This window comes from Streptomyces sp. NBC_00236, from assembly GCF_036195045.1.
Taxonomy (GTDB): domain Bacteria; phylum Actinomycetota; class Actinomycetes; order Streptomycetales; family Streptomycetaceae; genus Streptomyces.
Map to the genome: position 1 here is coordinate 3313455 of NZ_CP108100.1, position 20570 is coordinate 3334024.

At 71.2% G+C, this 20570-nt stretch carries 21 protein-coding genes and 2 pseudogenes; 10 read left to right on the forward strand and 13 right to left on the reverse strand.

The genetic code is table 11. From position 1 onward, the window contains the following. Positions 1–50 precede the first annotated feature (50 nt). The 3 genes and pseudogenes from OG446_RS14780 (at position 51) to OG446_RS14790 (ending at position 4918) form a co-directional block, all read left to right on the forward strand. Positions 51–3335 (forward strand): S41 family peptidase, encoded by a 3285-nt coding sequence (locus OG446_RS14780; RefSeq protein ID WP_328894476.1) that lies wholly within the window; start codon positions 51–53, stop codon positions 3333–3335. A gap of 380 nt (positions 3336–3715) precedes the next feature. Beyond that, positions 3716–4717 (forward strand): MarR family transcriptional regulator, encoded by a 1002-nt coding sequence (locus OG446_RS14785; RefSeq protein ID WP_328894477.1) that lies wholly within the window; start codon positions 3716–3718, stop codon positions 4715–4717. A gap of 27 nt (positions 4718–4744) precedes the next feature. Continuing rightward, positions 4745–4918, forward strand: a pseudogene (locus tag OG446_RS14790) (DUF397 domain-containing protein). Positions 4919–4928: 10 nt separating this feature from the next. Here the strand turns inward: OG446_RS14790 and OG446_RS14795 are convergent. The 3 genes from OG446_RS14795 to OG446_RS14805 form a co-directional block, all read right to left on the reverse strand. Continuing rightward, entirely contained in the window at positions 4929–5504 is a 576-nt protein-coding gene (locus OG446_RS14795) for a hypothetical protein (protein ID WP_328894478.1), read from the reverse strand. A gap of 114 nt (positions 5505–5618) precedes the next feature. Continuing rightward, positions 5619–6047, reverse strand: a complete 429-nt coding sequence (locus tag OG446_RS14800) for a nucleoside deaminase (RefSeq protein ID WP_328894479.1) — start codon at positions 6045–6047, stop codon at positions 5619–5621. Then, positions 6044–6895, reverse strand: a complete 852-nt coding sequence (locus OG446_RS14805) for a TIGR03619 family F420-dependent LLM class oxidoreductase (protein WP_328894480.1) — start codon at positions 6893–6895, stop codon at positions 6044–6046. Before OG446_RS14805 ends, OG446_RS14800 begins: the two co-directional genes overlap by 4 nt. A gap of 94 nt (positions 6896–6989) precedes the next feature. Here OG446_RS14805 and OG446_RS14810 point away from each other — a divergent pair, with 94 nt between their 5' ends. Further along, entirely contained in the window at positions 6990–7457 is a 468-nt protein-coding gene (locus OG446_RS14810; RefSeq protein WP_328894481.1) for an Lrp/AsnC family transcriptional regulator, read from the forward strand. A 76-nt stretch (positions 7458–7533) separates the two neighbouring features. Here the strand turns inward: OG446_RS14810 and OG446_RS14815 are convergent, their stop codons facing one another. After that, positions 7534–8448, reverse strand: coding sequence for an NmrA/HSCARG family protein (locus OG446_RS14815; protein ID WP_328894482.1), 915 nt, complete (start codon positions 8446–8448; stop codon positions 7534–7536). A 103-nt stretch (positions 8449–8551) separates the two neighbouring features. On the opposite strand from OG446_RS14815, the gene OG446_RS14820 reads away from it, so the two are divergent. Both OG446_RS14820 and OG446_RS14825 read left to right on the forward strand, forming a co-directional pair. Then, positions 8552–9115, forward strand: coding sequence for a TetR/AcrR family transcriptional regulator (locus tag OG446_RS14820; protein WP_328894483.1), 564 nt, complete (start codon positions 8552–8554; stop codon positions 9113–9115). 71 nt (positions 9116–9186) lie between these two features. Further along, positions 9187–9519 carry a hypothetical protein gene (locus OG446_RS14825; protein ID WP_328894484.1) on the forward strand — a complete coding sequence of 111 codons (333 nt, stop codon included), beginning with the start codon at positions 9187–9189 and terminating at the stop codon, positions 9517–9519. A gap of 98 nt (positions 9520–9617) precedes the next feature. Here OG446_RS14825 and OG446_RS14830 read toward each other — a convergent pair whose 3' ends face one another. From OG446_RS14830 to OG446_RS14845, 4 genes are all read right to left on the reverse strand, one after another. Continuing rightward, entirely contained in the window at positions 9618–9854 is a 237-nt protein-coding gene (locus OG446_RS14830; RefSeq protein ID WP_328894485.1) for a hypothetical protein, read from the reverse strand. 89 nt (positions 9855–9943) lie between these two features. Next, positions 9944–10855 carry an SDR family oxidoreductase gene (locus OG446_RS14835; protein ID WP_328894486.1) on the reverse strand — a complete coding sequence of 304 codons (912 nt, stop codon included), beginning with the start codon at positions 10853–10855 and terminating at the stop codon, positions 9944–9946. Then, positions 10852–11793: an alpha/beta fold hydrolase gene (locus OG446_RS14840; RefSeq protein ID WP_328894487.1), complete on the reverse strand. Its 942-nt coding sequence runs from the start codon at positions 11791–11793 to the stop codon at positions 10852–10854. Before OG446_RS14840 ends, OG446_RS14835 begins: the two co-directional genes overlap by 4 nt. Continuing rightward, entirely contained in the window at positions 11790–13355 is a 1566-nt protein-coding gene (locus OG446_RS14845; RefSeq protein ID WP_328894488.1) for a flavin-containing monooxygenase, read from the reverse strand. The genes OG446_RS14840 and OG446_RS14845 overlap by 4 nt, the downstream gene beginning before the upstream one ends. A 194-nt stretch (positions 13356–13549) precedes the next feature. Between OG446_RS14845 and OG446_RS14850 the strand changes: the two genes are divergently transcribed. Next, positions 13550–14191, forward strand: a complete 642-nt coding sequence (locus tag OG446_RS14850) for a MerR family transcriptional regulator (RefSeq protein ID WP_328898303.1) — start codon at positions 13550–13552, stop codon at positions 14189–14191. Between the two features lie 32 nt (positions 14192–14223). Here the strand turns inward: OG446_RS14850 and OG446_RS14855 are convergent, their stop codons facing one another. Next, positions 14224–15039: an exodeoxyribonuclease III gene (locus OG446_RS14855; protein WP_328894489.1), complete on the reverse strand. Its 816-nt coding sequence runs from the start codon at positions 15037–15039 to the stop codon at positions 14224–14226. Positions 15040–15088: 49 nt separating this feature from the next. On the opposite strand from OG446_RS14855, the gene OG446_RS14860 reads away from it, so the two are divergent. Next, entirely contained in the window at positions 15089–15580 is a 492-nt protein-coding gene (locus OG446_RS14860; RefSeq protein WP_328894490.1) for a GNAT family N-acetyltransferase, read from the forward strand. Positions 15581–15604: 24 nt separating this feature from the next. Here OG446_RS14860 and OG446_RS14865 read toward each other — a convergent pair whose 3' ends face one another. Beyond that, positions 15605–16429 (reverse strand): alpha/beta fold hydrolase, encoded by an 825-nt coding sequence (locus OG446_RS14865; protein ID WP_443050125.1) that lies wholly within the window; start codon positions 16427–16429, stop codon positions 15605–15607. Next, complete coding sequence (locus OG446_RS14870) at positions 16426–17220, reverse strand: SAM-dependent methyltransferase (RefSeq protein WP_328894491.1); 795 nt, start codon at positions 17218–17220, stop codon at positions 16426–16428. The genes OG446_RS14865 and OG446_RS14870 overlap by 4 nt, the downstream gene beginning before the upstream one ends. A gap of 178 nt (positions 17221–17398) precedes the next feature. Between OG446_RS14870 and OG446_RS14875 the strand changes: the two genes are divergently transcribed. Next, positions 17399–18385, forward strand: coding sequence for an aldo/keto reductase (locus tag OG446_RS14875; RefSeq protein WP_328894492.1), 987 nt, complete (start codon positions 17399–17401; stop codon positions 18383–18385). 255 nt (positions 18386–18640) lie between these two features. Here OG446_RS14875 and OG446_RS14880 read toward each other — a convergent pair whose 3' ends face one another. Further along, positions 18641–19540, reverse strand: coding sequence for an alpha/beta hydrolase (locus OG446_RS14880; RefSeq protein ID WP_328894493.1), 900 nt, complete (start codon positions 19538–19540; stop codon positions 18641–18643). 85 nt (positions 19541–19625) lie between these two features. Between OG446_RS14880 and OG446_RS14885 the strand changes: the two genes are divergently transcribed. Next, a complete protein-coding gene (locus OG446_RS14885; protein WP_328894494.1) occupies positions 19626–20102 on the forward strand; it encodes a MarR family winged helix-turn-helix transcriptional regulator in 477 nt (158 codons plus the stop codon). Positions 20103–20166: 64 nt separating this feature from the next. Here OG446_RS14885 and OG446_RS14890 read toward each other — a convergent pair. Further along, positions 20167–20391: pseudogene (locus tag OG446_RS14890) on the reverse strand (IS256 family transposase); the annotation flags it as partial. Positions 20392–20570 lie beyond the last annotated feature (179 nt).

Below are 20570 nucleotides of genomic sequence, written 5' to 3' on the forward strand. Positions count from 1 at the left end.
GTTCCGCACCACAAGTTGCCGCGGCCCTCGCGCACCGAAAGCATTGGGGGGTGAGTGACGACGTCTCGTATCTCCGGTTCCCGCACCTCCACGAGGATCTGCTCTGCTTCGCCGCGGAGGACGATCTCTGGGTGGCCCCCCTCGTCCCCGAGGGCGAGGTGCCCGGACGCGCCTGGCGCGTGACCGTCGACCGCACCAGAGTCAGCCATCCGCGCTTCTCCCCCGACGGGACCCGGATCGCCTACACGACCTGGCGCAGCCTGGACCCCGAGATCCACCTCGCGCCCGTCGCCGGCGGCCCGTCCCGCCGGCTCACCTACTGGGGGTCGACCGACGCCCGGGTCTGCGGCTGGACCCCCGACCCCGGGGACGGCGCCCAGATCCTCGCCGTCTCCTCGCACCGGCAGCCGTTCTCGTACTTCTCCTGGGCCTACAGCGTGCCCACGGACGGCAGCCCCGGCGGCCGGCTGCCCTGGGGCCCGGTCTCCGACATCGCCGTGGCCGAGATCGACGGCGAACGCCGCACCCTGCTCCTGACCGGAAAGCCGCCGCACGAGCCGGCCGCCTGGAAGCGGTACCGGGGCGGCGCGACCGGGCGGCTGTGGCTGCACGGCGAGCGGCTGCTCCCGGACATCGGCGGGCACCTCGACTCCCCGATGTTCGTCGGCGGCCGCATCGCGTTCCTCTCCGACCACGAGGGCGTCGGCAACCTGTACTCCTGCCTCCCCGACGGCACCGACCTGCGCCGGCACACGGACCACGACGCCTTCTACGCCCGGCACGCCTCCAGCGACGGACACCGTGTCGTCTACCAGTGCGCGGGCGAGGTGTGGCTGGTCGACGACCTGGAGTCCCCCGACGCCGTGCCCCGCAAGCTGGAGGTCCGGCTCGGCGGGCCGCGCGCCGGCCGTCGTACGTACCAGGTGGCGGCCGCCAGCAACATCGACTCGCTCTCCGTGGACGAGACCGGCCGGGCGAGCGCCGTCGCGGTACGCGGCAGCCTGTACTGGCTCACCCACCGCGACGGCCCCGCCCGCACCATCACGGACACGCCCGGCGTCCGTGTCCGGCTGCCGGAGATGCTCGGCAGCGGCGGGAAGGTCGCGTACGTCACCGACGCGGACGGCGAGGACGCGATCGAGATCGCCTACCTGCCGCGCGCCAGCGGCGACCGCCCGCCGCTCCGGCTCGCCTCCGGCCTGCTCGGCCGGGTCCAGGAGCTCATCTCCGACCCGGACGGCGAACGGCTCGCCATCGCCTCGCACGACGGCCGCCTCCTGCTCCTGGAGACCGACGAGGAGACCTCCACCGGCGAGCCCACCGAACTGATCCGCTCCGTCAACGGCCCGGTCCGCGATCTGGCCTTCTCCCCGGACGGTGCCTGGCTGACCTGGTCGCACCCGGGCATCGGCCGCTCCCTGCGCAAGATCAAGCTCGCCCGCATCCAGGGCCCCGGCGCCCCCACGATCGTCGACGTCACCAACGGCCGCTTCGAGGACGAGAACCCCGTCTTCACGGGCGACGGCCGCTATCTCGCCTTCCTCTCCTGGCGCGGCTTCGACCCGGTGTACGACGTGCACACCGGCGACCTCTCCTTCCCGCTCGGCTGCCGTCCCTACCTCGTCCCGCTCTCCTCGGCGACGCCCTCCCCCTTCGCCCTCTCCCCCGACGGCCGGCCCGCCGCGGGCGGCCTCGACCCGGTGGACTCCGACGAGGCGGGTACGGCCGAGGGCTCCACGGTCACCGTCGAGTTCGAGGGCCTGGAGAGCCGGGTCACGCCGTTCCCGGTCTCCGCCTCCAAGTACTCCGCGCTGTACCCGGTCAGCGGCGGCGGTCTCGTGTGGCTGCGCTGGCCGATCTCCGGCGCGCTCGGCGAGACGTTCGCCAACCCGGCGGACATGTCGGGGCGGCCGACCCTGGAGTACTTCAACATCGCCAAGGCGAAGAAGACCGAACTCGTCGACCACCTCGACTGGTTCGCCGTCAGCGGCGACGCGTCCCGCCTCGTCGTCATGGACGACGGCGAACTGCGCGCCGTACCCGCGACCGAGCCCGGCGACAACGACTCCACGGTCTACATCGACCTGCGCCGCATCCTGCACGAGGCCGACCCGCCGGCGGAGTGGCGCCAGGCATACAACGAGGCGGGCCGCCTCATCCGCTCCTACTTCTGGGAGCCGGACATGTGCGGCATCGACTGGCCGGCGATCCTCGACCAGTACCGCCCCCTGGTCGAACGGGTGGCCACCCCGGACGAGTTCGCCGACCTCCTGCGCGAAGTCCTGGGCGAACTGGGCACGTCCCACGCCTACGTCTCCCCCGCCCGCCGCAACGAGGGCCCCCCGCACTACCAGCGCGCGATCGGCCTGCTCGGCGTCAACTTCGTGTGCAGGGAGGGCGCCTGGACCCTCGCCCGCATTCTGCCCGGCGACTCCTCGGACTCCAAGGCCCGCTCCCCGCTGGCCGGTACGGGCATCCGCGAGGGCGCGGTCCTCACCCACGTCGACGGTCGCCCGGTCGACCCCGTCACCGGCCCCTACCCCCTCCTCTCCGCGGCGGGCGGCACCACGGTCGAACTGACCTTCCGCCCCGCCGAGGGCGAGGGCCGCTCCCGCCGCGTGGCGATCGTCCCGCTGGTCGACGAACGCCCACTGCGCTACCAGGACTGGGTCGCCAAACGCCGCGAGGTCGTCCGCGAACTGAGCGGCGGCCGCTGCGGCTACCTCCACATCCCCGACATGGGTGGCTCCGGCTGGGCCCAGTTCAACCGCGACCTGCGCCTGGAGGTCTCCCGCCCGGCGCTGATCGTCGACGTACGCGGCAACGCGGGCGGCCACATCAGCGAACTGGTCGTGGAGAAACTCACCCGCACGATCCTGGGCTGGGACCTCACCCGCAACGCCCAGCCGGTCTCGTACGCCTCCAACGCCCCCCGGGGGCCCGTCGTCGCGCTGGCCGACGAGGCGACGTCCTCCGACGGCGACATGATCACCGCCGCGTTCCGCCTGCTGAAGCTGGGCCCGGTGGTGGGCCAGCGCACCTGGGGCGGTGTCGTCGGCATGACGGGCCGCCACCGGCTGGGCGACGGAACGGTGATCACGGTGCCGATGAACGCGGCGTGGTTCGACACGTACGGCTGGTCGGTGGAGAACCACGGCGTGGAACCGGACCTGGAGGCCCTGCGCACTCCCCTCGACTGGGCGGAGGGACGGCACGCGGTACTGGACGACGCGGTGCGGGTCGCGCTGGACCTGCTGGCGGCGCACCCGCCGGCGACAGCGCCGACGTACGACACGGCGCCGGACCGCAGGCGGCCTCCGTTGCCGCCGCGGTAGGGGTAGGGGCGGGAGCGGTGAGCTTCGAGATTCGAGCCCCGAGATCCAAGCCCCGAACTCCGAGCTTCGAAAGGCTCTGTTCACTCTTTCGTGGGTACGCGACGGGGGCTCGGCCCGGGTCTCGACGCTCGGGACCCGAGCCCCGAGTTTCGAGTGCCGAGATTCGAGCGATGCCTGACAACCGGTAGGTAAAAGAAGGAGGTTGGGGAAACCCTCCCCACCTCCCTACCCCGTAACGGCGAGCAAGTGTGACAATTTGTGACCGACTTGCGGCAGAGCGTCGCGGCTGCTTACGGTGCCCACGACGTAGCGACCCCGACACGGTGTTGATGCACCGGCCGGGGTCTCACCCCAAGATCGAACGAAAGCGACCCGATCTCGTGGCTACCCCGAACCTTAGCTCCGCCCTGCCGACGCCCGCAGTCCCGGCTCCGGCCCCGTGCCCGAAGGCCAGCCCCGGCTACGGCAAGCGTTCCGTCCCGGACCAGCGCCCGCCCCGAGCCGACGACTTCGCGTGCCTCCCGGAGCGGGAGCGGTACATCGCCGCATACGTCGACACGCTCCCCGAGGGCGCCGCGATGAACATCAAGTCGCTCGCCAAACAGCAACCCTTGTACGGGCAGATGGCCGTCGGCAGCGCGCTGCGGGCCCTCGGCGTGGCCGGTCACCTGCGCCAGGCGCGGTGCGCGGTCGGCGACGGAGACACCCTGCGCTGGGTCACCCGCACCTTCTGGTCGCGGACGGCCCGCGACAACGAGTGGTGGAACACCTTCCTCACCGCCGAGGCACACCACCGCCTGCCGCAACCGGTGATCACATCGGCCACACCCCCACCCCCGTGGGTCCCGGCGGAACACACCGCGCCAGACGAGCCCGCCCCCACCCCGCTCGTACCGCAGCAGCGCACTGCCTCGCAGGACGAGTCACCCGCCTATGCCGTGTTGTCCCAACTTGGCGCCGCCGGCAAGCGCTTGGGCCTCTCCGAGGACGACTGCCGAGACCTGGAGGAGCTGGCCGCCGCATGGTTCGCACGCGGCGCGGACGCCGACTACCTCGTCCACACGCTCACCTCCGGGCTGCCCCCGGCCGTCGACTCCCCGCTCGGCTTCGTCAGGAAGCGCCTCATCACCAAGCTCCCGCCCCGGCGACTCGCCACCCCGCTCCCCGCACCACCGGGCACATCGACACCCCGCCTGATGGCCGAGTGCACCGACTGCGGCGCACCCGGCAGGCCCGAAGCCTTCCGCGACGGCTTGTGCGGTCCCTGCCGCGAACCCGCCCGGAGCCCCGACGCCGATCAGGCGTCCGCCGAGAGGCCCGGCATCGAGCGCGACATCCAGGCCCACGTGACGCGGCTGCGCGAACAGCTGAAGCTGCGTTGACGCACGGTCAGCATCGGGTTCCGTACCCTGCTCCGCACCCGCTCGCGCACAGTCAACGGCGATGGCGGCAACTAACTCGAAGTCGCCGAAGGCCACCCCGGCCTCGTCCCCGTTCGCGATTCCAAGCGCCCCAGCGGCCCCGTGCTCATCGTGAACGCAGCCGCCTGGGCACCGTTCGTAGAGGCCGTCAAGGCAGCCTGACGTCGGGAAGTCAGCCGCCCTGCGCCGCAGAGCGATGGACCTTGCCGCAACCGCACTCCTGCGGCTCCGCGGAACCCGCCTGTTCCATGCGGCGGATCTCCAGCTCTGCCACGTCCAGGTGCCCGAGGTCGAGGGCCATCGCGGCACGCCCGGCGACGTAGAAGACGTCCTGGCGGGTCCGACAGTCCAAGCCCGGTTGGCGGCACAGGGCCAGGAACCGCACCTCAAGGCTGAGTTCGATGCGGCCCATCTCGCACCCGACGTGGGCCGGGACCGCGGTGTGCCGGAGATCCTTGACGTAGTCGCGCGTCTGCCGGTCCGCCTCGTCAGGCCGGGCTTCCACGGGGCGATAGGGATGATCGGCCCACTCCGTGTCAGCCCACTGGACGAGTTCTTCCAGACGCTCCGAGGCGACATCCGCATCCGGGGGCGAGGCGGACAGGGCGGCGTCCGCTTCGGCGACCAGTCGGGCGAGACGGCGCCGCGCGTCGTCGTCCCCCGCCGCGCACATCGCGACGAAGCCCGACAGCACGTCGAGCCTGCGGGAAACTTCCGCCCGCTGCCAGATCTCGTACAGTTCCGCCATCCACCGTTCCCTCTTCGCCGACCGCGCCCACGCGCCTTCGCGCCCCGAACCCTACGACGCACCCCCGTCGGCGGGTCCAGCGGTTTTCCCGCGCTCAGCGAACGATGCCGCCGGTCAGCCGTAGTACGGCTCCATCACCGCCCGCACCTCCTCCAGCAACGCCGGGCCCTCCTGCGGCACGGGCGGGCGGCCGTTGCCCGGCCTGAGGTCCAGGAGCTGTTCGCCGGAGAGGGCGAACAGCACGCGCCGCAGGCCCGCCTGCTGGATGGCCGCCGCGCACATCGCGCAGGGCTCGCAGCTGGTGTACATCGTGGTGGCCGCCGCCGTGGACGCGTCCAGTTCCCTCGCCGCCCATCGCGCGAGCTTCAGTTCCGGGTGCGCGGTGATGTCCCGGTCGGTGAGCGTCGTGTTGCGGTCCTCCGCCAGGACCGTCCCGTCCGGGGCCGCCAGCAGCGAGCCGAACGGTGGGTTTCCGCTCTCGCGTGCCTCTGCCGCGAGGGCGATGGCACGTCGGAGGAGGATGTGGTCGTCGGGCGTGGTCATGGCCGCTCCTTCAGCTGGAGGTGCGCGGCCACCGTGGCGAGTGCCTGTCGGGCCGGCTGTGGGTGACTGGTCTCTCGGGGGTCGCCGTTGTACGGGTCGAGGACGACCGTGTCGGCGCCCAGCAGCCGTAGTTGGCCGAGGTCGTCCATGATCTGGTCGAACGTGCCCTCGCCGGCGAGGCGCTGCGGGCCGGTGACCGGGGTCGCGGTGGGCCGGAGCACGATCCGGGGAGCGAAGGCGGGGACCGGGCGGCCCTGTTCGTACGCGGCCGACTTCAGCCGGTCCGCCGCCTCCCGGAGCCAGGGCATCGTGCACCGCAGCGGATGCCAGGCGTCACCGAGCCGCACCGCCCGGCGGAGGCCCGCGTCGCTGTTGCCGCCGACCCAGAGCGGGATCGTCCCGTTCCCGTACGCGTCCGTGTCGGCCCAGGCGGCCCGCAGGTCCCGCAGGGCGGCGTCGGTCAGTCGTCCCCGCTGTTCGAAGGGGATGCCGAGGGCGGCGAACTCCTGGCGCGCCCAGCCGATCCCGACGCCGAGGACGAGGCGGCCGCTGCTGAGTGCGTTCAGGTTGGCCGCCATCCGGGCGGTGAGCAGCGGGTGCCGGTAGGGGGCGATGAGGACCGTCGTACCGAGCCGGATGCTGGTGGTGAGGCCGGCCAGCCAGGACAGGGTGGTGAAGGGCTCGTAGAAGGGGGCCGGATACTGCTCGGCGACGTCGGGCGTGATGGCGATGTGGTCGGAGACCATCAGCAGGTCGAAGCCCAGTCCCTCCACGGTCTGGGCCCAGTCGTGCAGGACGCCGGGGTCGGTGCCGGGTCCGAAGTTGAGGACGTTCACTCCGATCTTCACGGGACCGAGCCTAGCCAGGCCGCACCGGCCGGCAGAAGAGATTCCTGCCGGTCCAGGCGGAGTTCACCCGTGGATCCCCCGGTAATCTGGGCAGATGGCCGAGAATCTTGACGCGACCGACTGGGCGCTCCTCGACGAGCTCCAGCGGGACGGCAGGATCGCCTTCACGGAGCTGGCCCGGCGGGTGAACCTGAGTGCGTCGGCGACGACGGAGCGGGTGCGCCGGCTGGAGGCGGTCGGAGTCGTCACGGGGTACCGGGCCGAGGTCGATCTGGAGCGGGCCGGGTATGGGGCACTGGCGGTGGTCCGGCTGAAGTACCCGGGGAGCCGGCACGAGCCGTTGCACCGGATGCTCGATGAGCGGCCGGAGATCCTGGAGTGCCTGCGTACCACCGGGGACGACTGCTACGTCCTGAAGGTGGCGGCCACGTCGATGGCGCACCTGGAGGAAATCGTGGACGCGCTGGCGGAGTTCGGGAGCACGACCACCAACCTCGTCTTCAGCCGGACCCTGCCGCAGCGCGGCCCGCGAGAGCCCCGGCCGGACCTCACCGCACGGTGAGATACGGAAGCGCAGCCCCGGGCGGACCTCACCGCACAGTGATGTGCGGAGGGGCGCATCTGGGCACTGCTCCCTCTCACCGTGCCGTGGTGACCCGCAGATGATCTCCGGCCCATTCTTCGAAGGTGGTGAGCGGGATGCCCAGTTCCCGCGCGAATTCCGGGCGGGCGGGCTGAGTGTGCTCGTTGATATGTGACTGGCCGAAGCCCATGTCGGGCATCCCGGCGGCGGTTGCCTCTTCTCCGGTCAGGTCGGGCGCGGTCAGCTCGATGCCGAGGTGGAGGGAGAGGATCGCGGCGATCTCCGTCATCGTCAGGAAGTCGCTCGCCAGCTCCAGTTCGACGCCGTCGAACCGTGCCGGTTCCGCCATGGCTGCCGCGGCTGCCCTGCCGATGTCCTCGACTGCGACGAGGGACAGCCGAGTTGTGGGCTTCAGCAGGCTCACCAGGCCACCCTCCACCCCTCGGGGGAACATGATCTCCTTGGCCGGGAGGAAGTTCTCCATGAAGAAGCCCGGCTTGATGAGTGTCCAGTGCGTGAAGCCGGCCTCGCGCACCCGGTCCTGGATCCCGGCCTTCGCGGTGTAGTAGGGCTCCATCCAGGCCCAGCGGTCTTTGACCCAGTTGACGTGCTGCCCGGCACCGGAGACGGAGGTGTGCACGAACTGCGGCACTCCTGCCGCCTTCGCGCCCTCGATCAGGTTGACGGCCTGGTCGAGTTCGCCTTCGAAAGCGCGCCCGTTCACGTCGGGCATCTGGACGGAGAAGACGGCGCGGGCCCCTTCGGCCGCCCGGGCCAAGGAGTCGCGATCGTCGAGGTCGCCGGTGACCAGCTCCGCGCCGAGCGCTTCGACGGCCTTCGCCCGGGGCGTGTCCGGGTCACGGACCAGCGCCCGGACGGGAACGCCGGTCGCGAGCAGTGCGCGGGCGGTGGCGCCGCCCTGCTGACCCGTGGCTCCGACTACCAGGGCAGGGGAGGATTCCGAAGGCATGGTGCTCCTCAGGTGGTGACACAGGACATGTGGCGGGCCCCGCCACTTACGCTTCGGTACGATACGGAGGGCCCCACCACTTAGCAAGGCCGGAGATGACGCCATGACCGTCCAGCGCGCAGACGCCCGGCGCAACTACGCACGGATCCTCGCCGTGGCCGAGGAGGAGGTCGCCGCACGCGGCGCCGATGCCTCCCTGGAGAACATCGCCCGCACGGCCGGAGTCGGATCGGCCACGGTGCGCCGCCACTTCCCCAGCCGGCAGGCACTGCTGGAGGCGGTCTTCAGCGAGCGGATCGACGCCCTGGTCGCCCGCGCCACGGCGTCGGCCGGGGCGCCCGACGCCCGGGCAGCACTGCTGGAGTGGCTGGACGCGCTCACCGCGTACGCCTCCTCGGCACGGGGCCTGGCCGAGGCGCTGACCCTGGCCGGAACGGACGACCCGGACCACGCGCCCGCCTGCTGCTCGGCGAAGCTCGCCGGGGCGGCCGACCCGCTGCTCCAACGCGCCGCGCAGGCCGGTGCGGTGGCGCCGGGAGTGACCGCCGCCGACCTGGTCACACTGGTCACTGGCATCGTCCTGGCCACGGAACACCATCAGGACCCCGCCACCGAGGCGAACCGACTGCTCGGCCTCACCCTGCGGGGCGTCGTCCCGCAGGGGTGAAGGGCGGCCGTGGCGCCGGCCTTACGATCAAAACTGCCGGCCCGTCCGAGGCTCGCACGGGGGTGGGGGCAATGTCGGAGATCGCTCAGTGGCTCAAGGCCTGGCACGCCACCCATGAACACGGGCTCCGTTCCCGCGGGATCAGCTCTGCCGTGAGTCGGCCGGTCCCGGGAACGCAGTCCCGGAGGCGGCCGAAGTCCACGGCCGTGAAGCTCACCCTGGAATCGGGCGAGCGCACGGGGCTGGTGTCCCTGTGGGAGTCAGGGGCCGCTTCACTGCTCTTCATCGACACCGGTACCGGGCACACCTGGCAGGACGACCCGGTGCTCACCTCGGAGCACGACCTGCCGCGCATCCTGGCGCCTCTTGTGAAACGGATCGAAGCGGCCGCCGACGGCACGTGAAGGACCGGCCGATACGTACGGCGCCCGCACCACACGGAAGGGCGCGCCCGGAACGAACCGGGCGCGCCCCTCAGCACGTAACGCTCGCAGGCGCGACGTCAGCGGTCGAACTTCTCCCGCATGTCGTCCGCCGCACCCTGGGCGCGGTCACGACCCTGCTCGGACGCCTGGCGGGCACGGTCGGACGCGTCCTGACGACGGTCCTGACCCTGGCCCTGGCGCTCACCCTGGCGCTGACCCTGACGCTGGTCCTCGCCCTTGCCGCCCTTCATCTTCTTCTGACCCTGGTCGGCAAGCTCCTGCGCCTTGTCCTTGAACTGGTCGGCGATGCCCATGCTGTTCACTCCTATGTGGGGGTGCGTGGGGGATGGCCCCGTGGGGGCCTCGACCAGACTTACACGACCGGACATTCAACGCATTTCGATCACTTACGCTGTGTGTCCGACGCCGCCCGCGCCGCCCGTTCGTCCTGGTCAGCCGCACCGCCGGCGCCCACGAGACCCTTGCCGACCCCCTCCAGTCGGGGGCCGAAGCGCTTCATCTCCCGCTGGCCGACCGCACCGATCAGGCCCGGCAGGTAGCCGCGTACGGACTGCATGCCGCGCAGCCACCACTGGGCGTACACATGCGGGGAGCGCCGCTCGATGCCGGCCACGATGCGGTCGACGGCCGGGCCCAGCGGGTACGTGCGGTTGGACGGCCACGGCAGCCGCTGGCGGAGCTCCCGCATCACGTCGTCCTCGTCCGCGCCGCGCACCATGTCGGTGTCCGTCCAGGACAGGTAGCCGACGCCGACCTTCACGCCCCGGTAGCCGACCTCCGCCCGCAGGCTGTGCGCGAACGCCTCGACGCCCGACTTGGAGGCGCAGTACGCCGTCATCATGGGCGCCGGGGTGATCGCGGCGAGCGAGGCGATCTGGAGGAAGTAGCCGCGGCTCTCCATCAGGACCGGCAGGAACGCCCGGCCGGTCACCGCGCCGCCTATCAGGTTGACCTCGATCACCCGCCGCCAGGCCACCGGATCGGAGTCGACGAACGGTCCGCCCGTGGCGACCCCCGCGTTGGCGACGACGATGTCGACCTTCCCGAAGCGCTCCTTGACCTCCTGCGCGACCCGCGCCATCGCCTCGTGGTCGGTGACGTCCGCGTGCCAGTGGTCGCTGTCCCCGTGCAGCCGCTCGGAGACCTTCTTCAGCTCGTCCGGCTCCAGGCCGACCAGCGCCAGTTTCGCCCCGCGCGCCGAGAGCTTGCGCGCCAGCAGCTCGCCCACACCGCGCGCCGCGCCCGTGACGACGACGACCTGTCCTTCGAGACTGCCCCTGCCCCTGCCGCTCATACGACCTCCTCCTTGCCGTCGATGTGGGTCGCTCCCCGTACCGGGAGGTACGTGGTCACCAGTTCCCGGATCTTCGCGGTGACGGTCTCCGGCGCCTCGACCGGCGTCATGTGGCCCATGCCCGTCAGTTCGGTCAGACCGAGGCAGTCGGGCAGCGCCGCCGCCAGCGCCCGGGCGTGGACGGGCGGGGTCAGCCGGTCCTCCGTACCCGCGATCACCGCGGTGGGCACCCGCAACTCCCGTACGCCCTCGTCGAGATCGAGGTCCGCGAGCACGTGCCCCCAGGCGACCCGGGCCGCCCGCGGGCAGTCGTGCACGATCCGTGCGCAGGCGTCGACCCGGTCCGGGGCCGAACCAGCCCCCATCGTCCCGTACTTGAGGATGCGGCGGGAGACCGGCGTGACCGGTCCGAGCGGCGCCCGCGCCCCGAGGATCGCACGCGTCATCCGGGTCCGCACGGCGCCGGGCCGCATCGGCACCACGAGGGACTCCGCGATCAGCCGGGAGCTGCCCGTGCTGCACAGCAGGGCGGCGGCGGCGTGCTCGCGCAGCCCGGCCCGGCGCGAGGCGGACATGATCGTCATGCCGCCCATGGAGTGCCCGGCCAGTACGGCCTTCTCCCCCGGTGCGAGGGTGGCGGCGAGCACCGCTTCGAGGTCGTCGGCCAGCGCCTCGGTGCTGTATCCCCCGCGCCCCACCGACGGCGAGGTGCCGTGGCCGCGCTGGTCGTAGGCGACGACGCGGTGGTCGACGGCGAGGTCCCGGATCTGGGCGTCCCAGAAGCGGGTGTTGCAGGTCCAGCCGTGGGCGAGGACCACGGCCGGGGCGCCGTCCTGGCCGTGCACCTCGACGTGGATGCGGGAGCCGTCGGCGGAGACGGCCATCAGTTCCCGCACGGGCAGCGGCCGGTCGGGCGTGCTGCGCAGCGGCCGGCTCATCCCGCCACCTCCTCGGTGACAGCGGTGACAGCGGTGACAGCGGTGGTGGCGGTCTCGGCGGTGCTGGCCTTCTTCGCGTCCTGGGGCGCCTTCGCGCGTATGACCTGGTACTCCGTGATGTCGACCTCCCGCGTCACCTTGCGGAACTCGGCGGTGGTGCCGGGCCAGACCGTGGTGTTGCGTCCACTGGCGTCCAGGTACCAGCTGTCGCAGCCGCCGGTGCTCCAGACCGTGCGCTTCATCCGCTCCTGGACGCGGCGGGTCCAGGACGCGACGGACGAGGGGCGTGCGTCGAGTGCGACGCGGCCGCCCAGCACGTTCAACTGCCGCATGTAGTCGGCCATGTAGTTCAGCTGGGCCTCGATGATGAGGATCATGGAGGAGTTGCCGAGCCCGGTGTTGGGGCCGATGACCGTCATCCAGTTGGGGAAGCCGGCCGCGCTCGTCCCGCGCAGCGCCTCCATGCCGCCCTTCCACGCCTCGGCGAGCGTGATGCCGTCCGCGCCCACCACCCGCTCGGCTATCGGCATGTCGGTGACGTGGAAGCCGGTACCGAAGATGATCGCGTCGACCTCGGCCTCCGTACCGTCGGACGCCACGACCGTGGAGCCGCGGACCTCGCTCAGACCGGAGGCGACCACGTCCACGTTGGGCTGGGCCAGCGCCGGGTAGTAGGCGCTGGAGAGCAGGATGCGCTTGCAGCCGATGCGGTACGAGGGGGTCAGCTTGGCCCGCAGGGCCGGGTCCTTGATCGAGCGCGCCATGTTGGACGTGGCTATCCGCTCGATCATGCCCAGCTGGTTCGGGTGCTTGGTGAAGGCGCCGACCTGCAACTCCCTTATCCCCCACAGCAGTCCGCGGCGTGCGGTGCCGGTGAAGGGGAGCGTGCGGTGCAGCCAGCGCTCGGCGCCGCTGATCTGCCGGTCCATCCGGGGCATGACCCAGGGGGCGGTGCGCTGGAAGAGCGTCAGCTTGCCGACCTCGGGCTGGATCGACGGCACGATCTGGATGGCGGAGGCGCCGGTGCCGATCATCGCGACGCGCTTGCCGGCCAGGTCGGCGTCGTGGTCCCAGCGGGCGGAGTGGAAGACCTTGCCGGGGAAGTCGGCGAGCCCCGGTATGTCGGGCATCTTCGGGTCGGAGAGCGGGCCGGTCGCGGAGACGACGACGTCGGCGACGATCGTGGCGCCGTTCGCGGTCTCGATCACCCAGTTCAGCTCGTCGTTGTCCCAGCGCATCACGCTCACTTCGTGGTTCAGCCTGAGGTGCGGCCGGAGTCCGAAGGTGTCCGCGACGTGTTCCAGGTAGGCGCGGATGTGCTCCTGCCCGGAGAAGGTGCGCGGCCATTCGGGATTGGGCGCGAAGGAGAACGAGTAGAGGTGGGACGGTACGTCGCAGGCGCATCCCGGATAGGTGTTGTCGCGCCAGGTGCCACCGACCGAGCCGGCTCGTTCCAGGATCACGAAATCGGTGATGCCTTCGCGGCGCAGCCGGACGGCGGCCCCCAGACCTCCGAACCCGGATCCGATCACCGCCACGCGTACATGTTCGTGCTCGGCCATACTGCCGCCTCCTGCGGTACGTCCCACGACCATGCCAGCAATCACTGGCATTGTTGGGAGAGTAGAGCAGCTTCGTACCGATGGGTAGGGGTGCGGCGAGGGAAAGTTACCGGCGGTACAACAAGCGGCCCGCACACGAGGGAGGCCGATAGGGTACGGAGGTGGCAGAAGGACGCGAGCACCGCGAGTACCGCATGGAGGAGCTGGCCAGGGAGGCCGGTATCCCCGTCCGCACCCTGCGCTTCTACCGGGAGCGCGGCCTGATCTCGCCACCCCGGCGCGAGGGCCGCATCGCCTGGTACGACGACCACCACCTGGCCCGCCTGCGCACCATCGCCGGCCTGCTGGAGCGCGGCCACACCCTCACCGGCATCGCGGACCTGGCCCGCACCTTCGACAGCGGCCGCGATGTCGCCGAGGTGCTGGGCCTGGGCGAACCGACCGAGGAGACCCCGGTCCGGCTCACGCCCGAGCAACTGGCGGACTACTTCAAGGACGACTCGACGCCGGAGAACCTGGCGACGGCCATGGAGCTGGGCTACCTCGGCACGGACGGCGACGAGATCGTGCACATCAGCCGCCGCCTGCTGGAGGTGTCGGCCGAGCTCGTACGCGAAGGCGTCCCGCTCGCCGAGGTGCTCGCCTCCGGCCGCCGGGTCCGCGAGCACGCGGACGCCCTGGCCGACCTCTTCGTCGCGACCCTGCGCGCCCACAGCACGGAGGCCGAACCGCCCCAACTGCGCCCACTGGCCCGGGCGGTGGTGGACGCGGAACTCTCCATGGCCCTGGACCGGCGACTGCGCCGCGACGCGAAGCCGCCGCAGCCGCCGGCGTAGGCCGTACCGCGCCCCACCGCTCGTACCGCGTCCTACCGCTCGTACACCACCGTCACCGGCGCGTGGTCGCTCCACCGCTCGCCGTGCGTCGCGGCCCGCTCGACCAGGGCCTTCACGGCGCGCTCGGCCAGACCGGGTGTCGCCACCTGGTAGTCGATGCGCCATCCCGTGTCGTTGTCGAAGGCGCGCCCGCGATAGGACCACCACGAGTACGGCCCCTCGACGTCCGGGTGCAGGGCACGTACGACGTCGACGTACGCGGCCTCGTCGAAGACCCGGGTCAGCCACTCCCGCTCCTCGGGGAGGAAGCCGGAGCTCTTCCTGTTGGCCTTCCAGTTCTTCAGGTCGACCTCCCGGTGCGCGATGTTCCAGTCGCCGCACACCAAGACCTCACGGCCCTCCGCGGCGGCACGCGCCTTCAGGCCGGTGAGGTAGGGCAGGAAGGCCGCCATGAAGCGCTCCTTCTCGTCCTGCTTCTCCGTGCCGACCTCGCCGGAGGGCAGGTACAGGCTCGCGACGGTGACGCCCGGCAGGTCGATCTCGACGTACCGGCCGCTCGCGTCGAACTCCTCGCTCCCCTCGGCCCCGAAGCCGCCGAATCCGATCTGCACGCGCTCGGGCGCCCGGCGGGAGTAGAGCGAGACCCCGGCCCGGCCCTTGGCGGCAGCTGGTGCGTGGACGGTGTGCCAGCCCTCCGGCTCACGCACCTCGTCGGGCAGCTGCTGCGCCTCGGCCCGCACCTCCTGGAGGCAGATCACATCGGCATCGGTCTGCGCCAGCCACTCGACGAAGCCCTTCTTGGCGGCGGCACGGAGTCCGTTCACATTTACGCTGGTAACGGTGAGCATTCCGGCACGATACCGACCCAGCCGGTCGCATACATGTACCATCGTTCGCATGAATATCCAGCAGCGGCCTTACGACCACCCCGACGCCGTCAAACTCAACGACCAGGTGCAGCTCGAATACGCCGAGCGCTACGGGGACGAGGGCGACATCACACCGCTGGACGCCACGATGTTCGACCCGCCGCACGGGCTGTACCTGCTCGCCTACGACGCGCAGGGCCGCCCGGTCGCCACCGGTGGCTGGCGCTCGCAGGAGCGCAACGCCGAGGGCTACTCGGACGGTGACGCCGAGCTCAAGCGGATGTTCGTGATACCCGAGGGACGCGGGCAGGGCCTGGCCCGCCGCATCCTGGCCGCCCTGGAGGACGACGCCCGGGCGGCGGGCCGCACCCGCATGGTGCTGGAGACCGGCGACCAGCAGCCCGAGGCGATCGCGCTGTACCTCTCCAGCGGCTACGCACCCTGCGAGAAGTTCGGCCACTACCGGACGTACGACAGCAGCCTCTGCTTCGCGAAGCCGCTCCGGGCCGAAAAGCTCTAGCCCTCAGCTCTTCCGCACCGGCACTCAGCTCTTCCGCACCCCGGCCGCAAGGAATCGCACCAGCGCATCGTTGAACGCCTCGGGCCGCTCCAGACCCGGCAGGTGACCCGCCCCCTCGACCACGGCCAGCTCCGCGCCCGGAATCAGCCCGTGCAGGACCCGGGCCTCCGCGACGGGCGTGTAGACGTCGTCCGCGCCGACGACGACGAGGACCGGCACCCCGGCACCGGCGAGCGAGTCACGGTAGTCGGGCCGCTCGGCCCGGCCCCGCAGCGCGGCCGCCGCTCCCTCGGGAGCGGTACCGCGCATCATCCCCAGCACCTGAGCGGCGACATCCGGCTGCCCGGTGACGTTGTACGGCGCCAGCATCTTGTCGATCACCTCGTCCGCGTACCCGCTCATCCCCTCGGCGAGCAGCCGGCCGGCGAGACGGTTACGGAACGCCTTGCCGTCCTCGGTCTCGGCGACCGGTGAGGTGTCGGCCAGGACCAGCGCCGCCACCCGGTCCGGGTGGGAGCGGTGGAACTCCATGGCGATCTGCCCGCCCATGGACACCCCGCCGACGACGGCCCGCGCGATGCCCAGGTGGTCCAGCAGTGCGGCGATGTCCGCGGCGAAGACCGCGAACAGGGTGCGTCCCGGGACGACCCCGCTGTCTCCGTACCCCCGCAGGTCGGCCGCGATCACCCGGTACCCGGCCGCGACCAGCGCGTCGGTCTGCGGCCGCCACATGGTCCGGTTGAACGGGTGCCCGTGCACGAGGACGACGGGCGGCGGCTCGGCGTCCGCCGCTCCAAGGTCGTCGTACACGATCAGGGTGCCGTCGTCCGCCGTGAACCGGCCGCTCACCGGACCACCCGGCCGACACCCACGTAGAAGCCACTGCGCTCGACGACCGGCGCCGGCTCCTCGCGGTACCACTCGGCCGCGGGGACGAGCCCGGGCTCGACGAGCTCCAGCCCCTCGAAGAACGGCTCGACCTCGGCACGCGTACGCATCTGGAGCGGGATGGCCCCCTCCTTGTACGCCTTCTCGGTCTCCTGCCGCAGCTCCGGGTGCTGGTCGGCCGTGCCGTGCGAGAGGACCAGGTAACTGCCGGTGGGCAGCGCGTCGACCAGGGTGCGGGTGATACCGAACGGGTCCTGGGCGTCCGGCAGGAAGTGCATCAGCGCGATCAGTGACAGGGCGACGGGCCGGTCGAAGTCCAGCAACCGCACCGCCCGTTCGAGGATCGCCTCCGGTTCCCGCACATCGGCGTGAAGGTAGTGGGTGGCCCCTTCGGGGGTGCCGGCGAGGAGTGACTCCGCGTGCCGCAGGACGATCGGGTCGTTGTCCGCGTAGACGACGCGGGCCGTCGGCGTGATCGCCTGGACGATCTGGTGGAGGTTGGGCTCGGTGGGGATGCCGGCCCCGATGTCCAGGAACTGGTCGATCCCCTCGCGCGCCAGCCAGGCGGCGGACCGGTGCATGAACGCCCGGTTCCGCGCGGCGTTCCCGCGCGTCTCCTCCGGCAGCGTCCGCGCGAACTCCTGGTCCGCCGGATAGTTCTCCTTGCCGCCCAGGAACCAGTCGTAGACGCGGGCAGGATGAGGCCTGCTGGTGTCGATCGGGGGCCGGGGGCCGGGTAGGTCTGCCGTCACTGGTCGCTCCTCGATGCGGAGTACTTCACACGCGGTGAGACGCTTCAAGACTAGGCGACGGAGATCAGACTCCGTCAGCCGCTTTCCTGCCAACGCGCTTGCCTTGAAGTGCGCTTCAACAAGCACACTCCCCTTCACGGCCACCGGACGACGGTGACCGGAACCGGAGGGGAACGACATGAAGTACCGCACCATCGGCACAGATCCCGACACCCGCCGCGAGGTGAGCGCCCTCGCACTCGGCGCCATGCTCTTCGGGTCGGTCACCGACGAGAAGACCTCGTTCGCGATCCTGGACCACTTCGTCGAGGCCGGCGGCACGTTCATCGACACCTCCGACAACTACGCGTACTGGGTCGAGGGCGGCCTCGGCGGCCAGAGCGAGCGGCTGCTCGGCAAGTGGCGGCGCAGCCGCGGCATCGGGGACGAGATCGTCATCGCCACCAAGCTGGGCGCCGAACCGCTCGCCCCCGGGACCGGGTTCGTCGACAACCCGGAGGGCCTGTCGGCGAAGGCGGTCCGTGAAGCCGTGGAACGCAGCCGCGAACGCCTCGGGGTGGAACGGCTCGACCTGCTCTACGCCCACATAGAGGACCGTTCCGTCCCGCTCGCCGAAACGGTCGAGGCGCTCGGGGAACTGAGCGCGGCCGGCACGGTGGGGCTGCTGGGTGCCAGCAACCACGCCATCTGGCGGGTGGAGCGCGCCCGGGCACTCGCGGCCTCCGCCGGGCTGCCCGGCTACGAGGTGCTCCAGTACCAGCACAGCCATCTGCGCCCCCGCTTCGACGTCCCCAGCCCTCTCTTCGAGGACGGCAGCCTGGGCCATGCCGGGCCCGAACTGCTCAGCTATCTGCGCGCCGAACAGGACCTGACCCTGGTCGCCTACTCACCGCTGCTCGCCGGTGCGTACACCCGTCCGGACAAGCCGCTTCCCCAGGACTACGACCACCCCGGCACCCCCGCCCGCCTCCGGGTCCTGCGCGAGGTCGCCGCGGAGACGGGGGCGGGCGTCAACCAGGTCGTGCTGGCCTGGCAGATCGGCGGCCGGCTGCCCGTGATCCCGCTGGCCGGGGCCTCGTCGGTGGCGCAGCTGAAGGAGAACCTGGCGGCGGTGGATCTGGAACTGACGGACGAGCAGCGGGGGCGGCTGGACGGGGCGCACTGAGCGGTCGGTGACGGTTCCCACAGCGAACCGGAGCCGAACCGGGGGAACTCGTACGAGTGGGCGGTCGTCTGCGCCGGATCGGGGAACGTCACGCTACGGCGGCGCTGCCGGGGCCACGGGCATGGTGGGCCGGCGCGTGGACCAGGCCGAGGGCTGACCACCTGAACGCCTGAACGTCCTGACCACTCAGGCCACGAATCCGAGCCGGGCCCGGCTCGGATTCGTGGCGCTTCAGCGCCCCGGCCCCCACGGCACTCAGGCCTTCTTGGCGTCGATTCTTCCGGTGAACTCCAGGAGAGCGGCAGCGAGCGCTTCAGGGGCTTCCTGCGCGATGAGGTGGCCGACCCCTTCGAGGTGCACCGCGGTGACCTCACCGGCGGCCACCTGCCGGAAGGTCTTCTCCGTGATCCGTCCATGGCCCGCTGCCTCAACAGTGAGCACCGGCACGGCGATCGGGTGCGACTCGGCGAGCGCTCGGGTCGCACCTCCGTCGGAGAAGATGCCGCGGTAGAGCCCCTCCGTACCCCGCCAGGCGTTCGGGCGCGCGTAGGTCCGGACGAACTCGTCGACATCCTCCTCCCGGAGGGAGCCCTCCGTCCCGTTCATCAACGGGAAGGCCCAGTCGGCCAGAAGCTCGCGCTCATGGCCCGGCAGGAGCATTCCGGGGATGCCCGGGGCGCCGAGGAATCCGACGTGCCAGGAACCGCGGTTGTTCACGTCGGCAAGTGCCTCGAATCCGTAGCCGGCCAGGGCGGTCTCGATTCCGGTGAAGCTGATGACGTCCTCGGGGTGCGTCGCCGCGAAGCGGAAGGCCGTGCCGCCGCTGATGTCCTGGCATACGAGGTGAACGGGCCCTGCGCCGATGTGTCCGACGAGATGGCGCAGATCCTCGGCCGACACCGCCTCGCCGTACTCGGTGTCGGCGTTGCCCGAGTCGCCGAACCCGCGGAGGTCGAGGGCGAGGACCCGGTGGGTCCGGGCGAGGAGCGGAATGAGCTTGCGGAACGCCCACCACGTCTCCGGCCACCCGTGCACCAGCAGGACCGGAGAGCCGCCGGTGCCGGCGGAGACGTAGTGCAGTCGCGTGCCGTTGACGTCGGCGAGGTGGTGGGTGACGCCCGGAAGGGTCGCACCGGCGGGCAGGGTGACGGTCACGAGCAGCTCCCACATAGGCAACCTGGTTGCCAACCAAGGTAGGCAACCAGGTTACCTATGTCAAAGGTGACCGTATGCTGGCCGCATGTCCAGATCAGGCGCCGATCTCGCGCTGCTCCTGCTCGCCGGCTTCCGTACCCTGGCGGACCGAGCCACCGCCGAGCTCGCCGAGCGCGGGCACGAGGACGTGCGGACGGTGCACGATTTCGCCCTCCACTCGATCCTGTCCGGCGCGGACAGCGTGTCCGAGCTCGCCCGCCGGATGTCGGTGACGCGGCAGGCGGCCGCGAAGACGCTCGCCGTACTGGAGGAGCGCGACTACGTAGCGCGGCAACCGGACCCGGCCGACGGACGACGGACGCGACTTCGCGTCACCGATCACGGACTCGCGCTGCTGGCGCAAGGCGAAGCGATCTTCGACGAGTTGCGTGAGCAGTGGGAGGAGCAGGTGGGCGCCTCGTCCGTCTCCGTGGTCGAGGAGGCGCTCCGATCGCTCGTGGGCGACCATGCGATCCGGCTCGACGCACCGGGCTGGAGCGCACGCGACCCGGACGTGCCGTAGCCCTCCCCGCGTTCGGGCGGTCCATGGCCGTCGCCCTGCCCACCGGTCTTCCTCACGCCGGACAATCGTGTTCGTCATAGCCGAGGTGGTCGGTGACCTCGCCCTCGACGGCCGACTCCAGGAGTCGCTTCGTCAGCTGCTGGAGCAGCCCACCCTCGCCGGTCAGCTGCAGGCCCTCGGCCTGATCCCGGCCCACCAGCTCGTCGATCAACCGGTCGTCCACAGACTTCGACGGCGCCGCCCCAGATGGCTCGACAGGCTCGGCCTCGGTCACGTTGTTGCTGGTCATCGATGCATCTTCCATGATCGGGAGTTACGCCGAACGTTTTACACTCCCGCCGACGCAAAGCCTCACGGCTCGCCTGCGCGAAAGGGCCGCTCGGTCACTCGCGTCCGTACGTATTCCTCGGCCCCGGGTGTGCGGGCGAAGACGGGCAGAGCAACCGTTGCCGTTTCCGTATATGACAT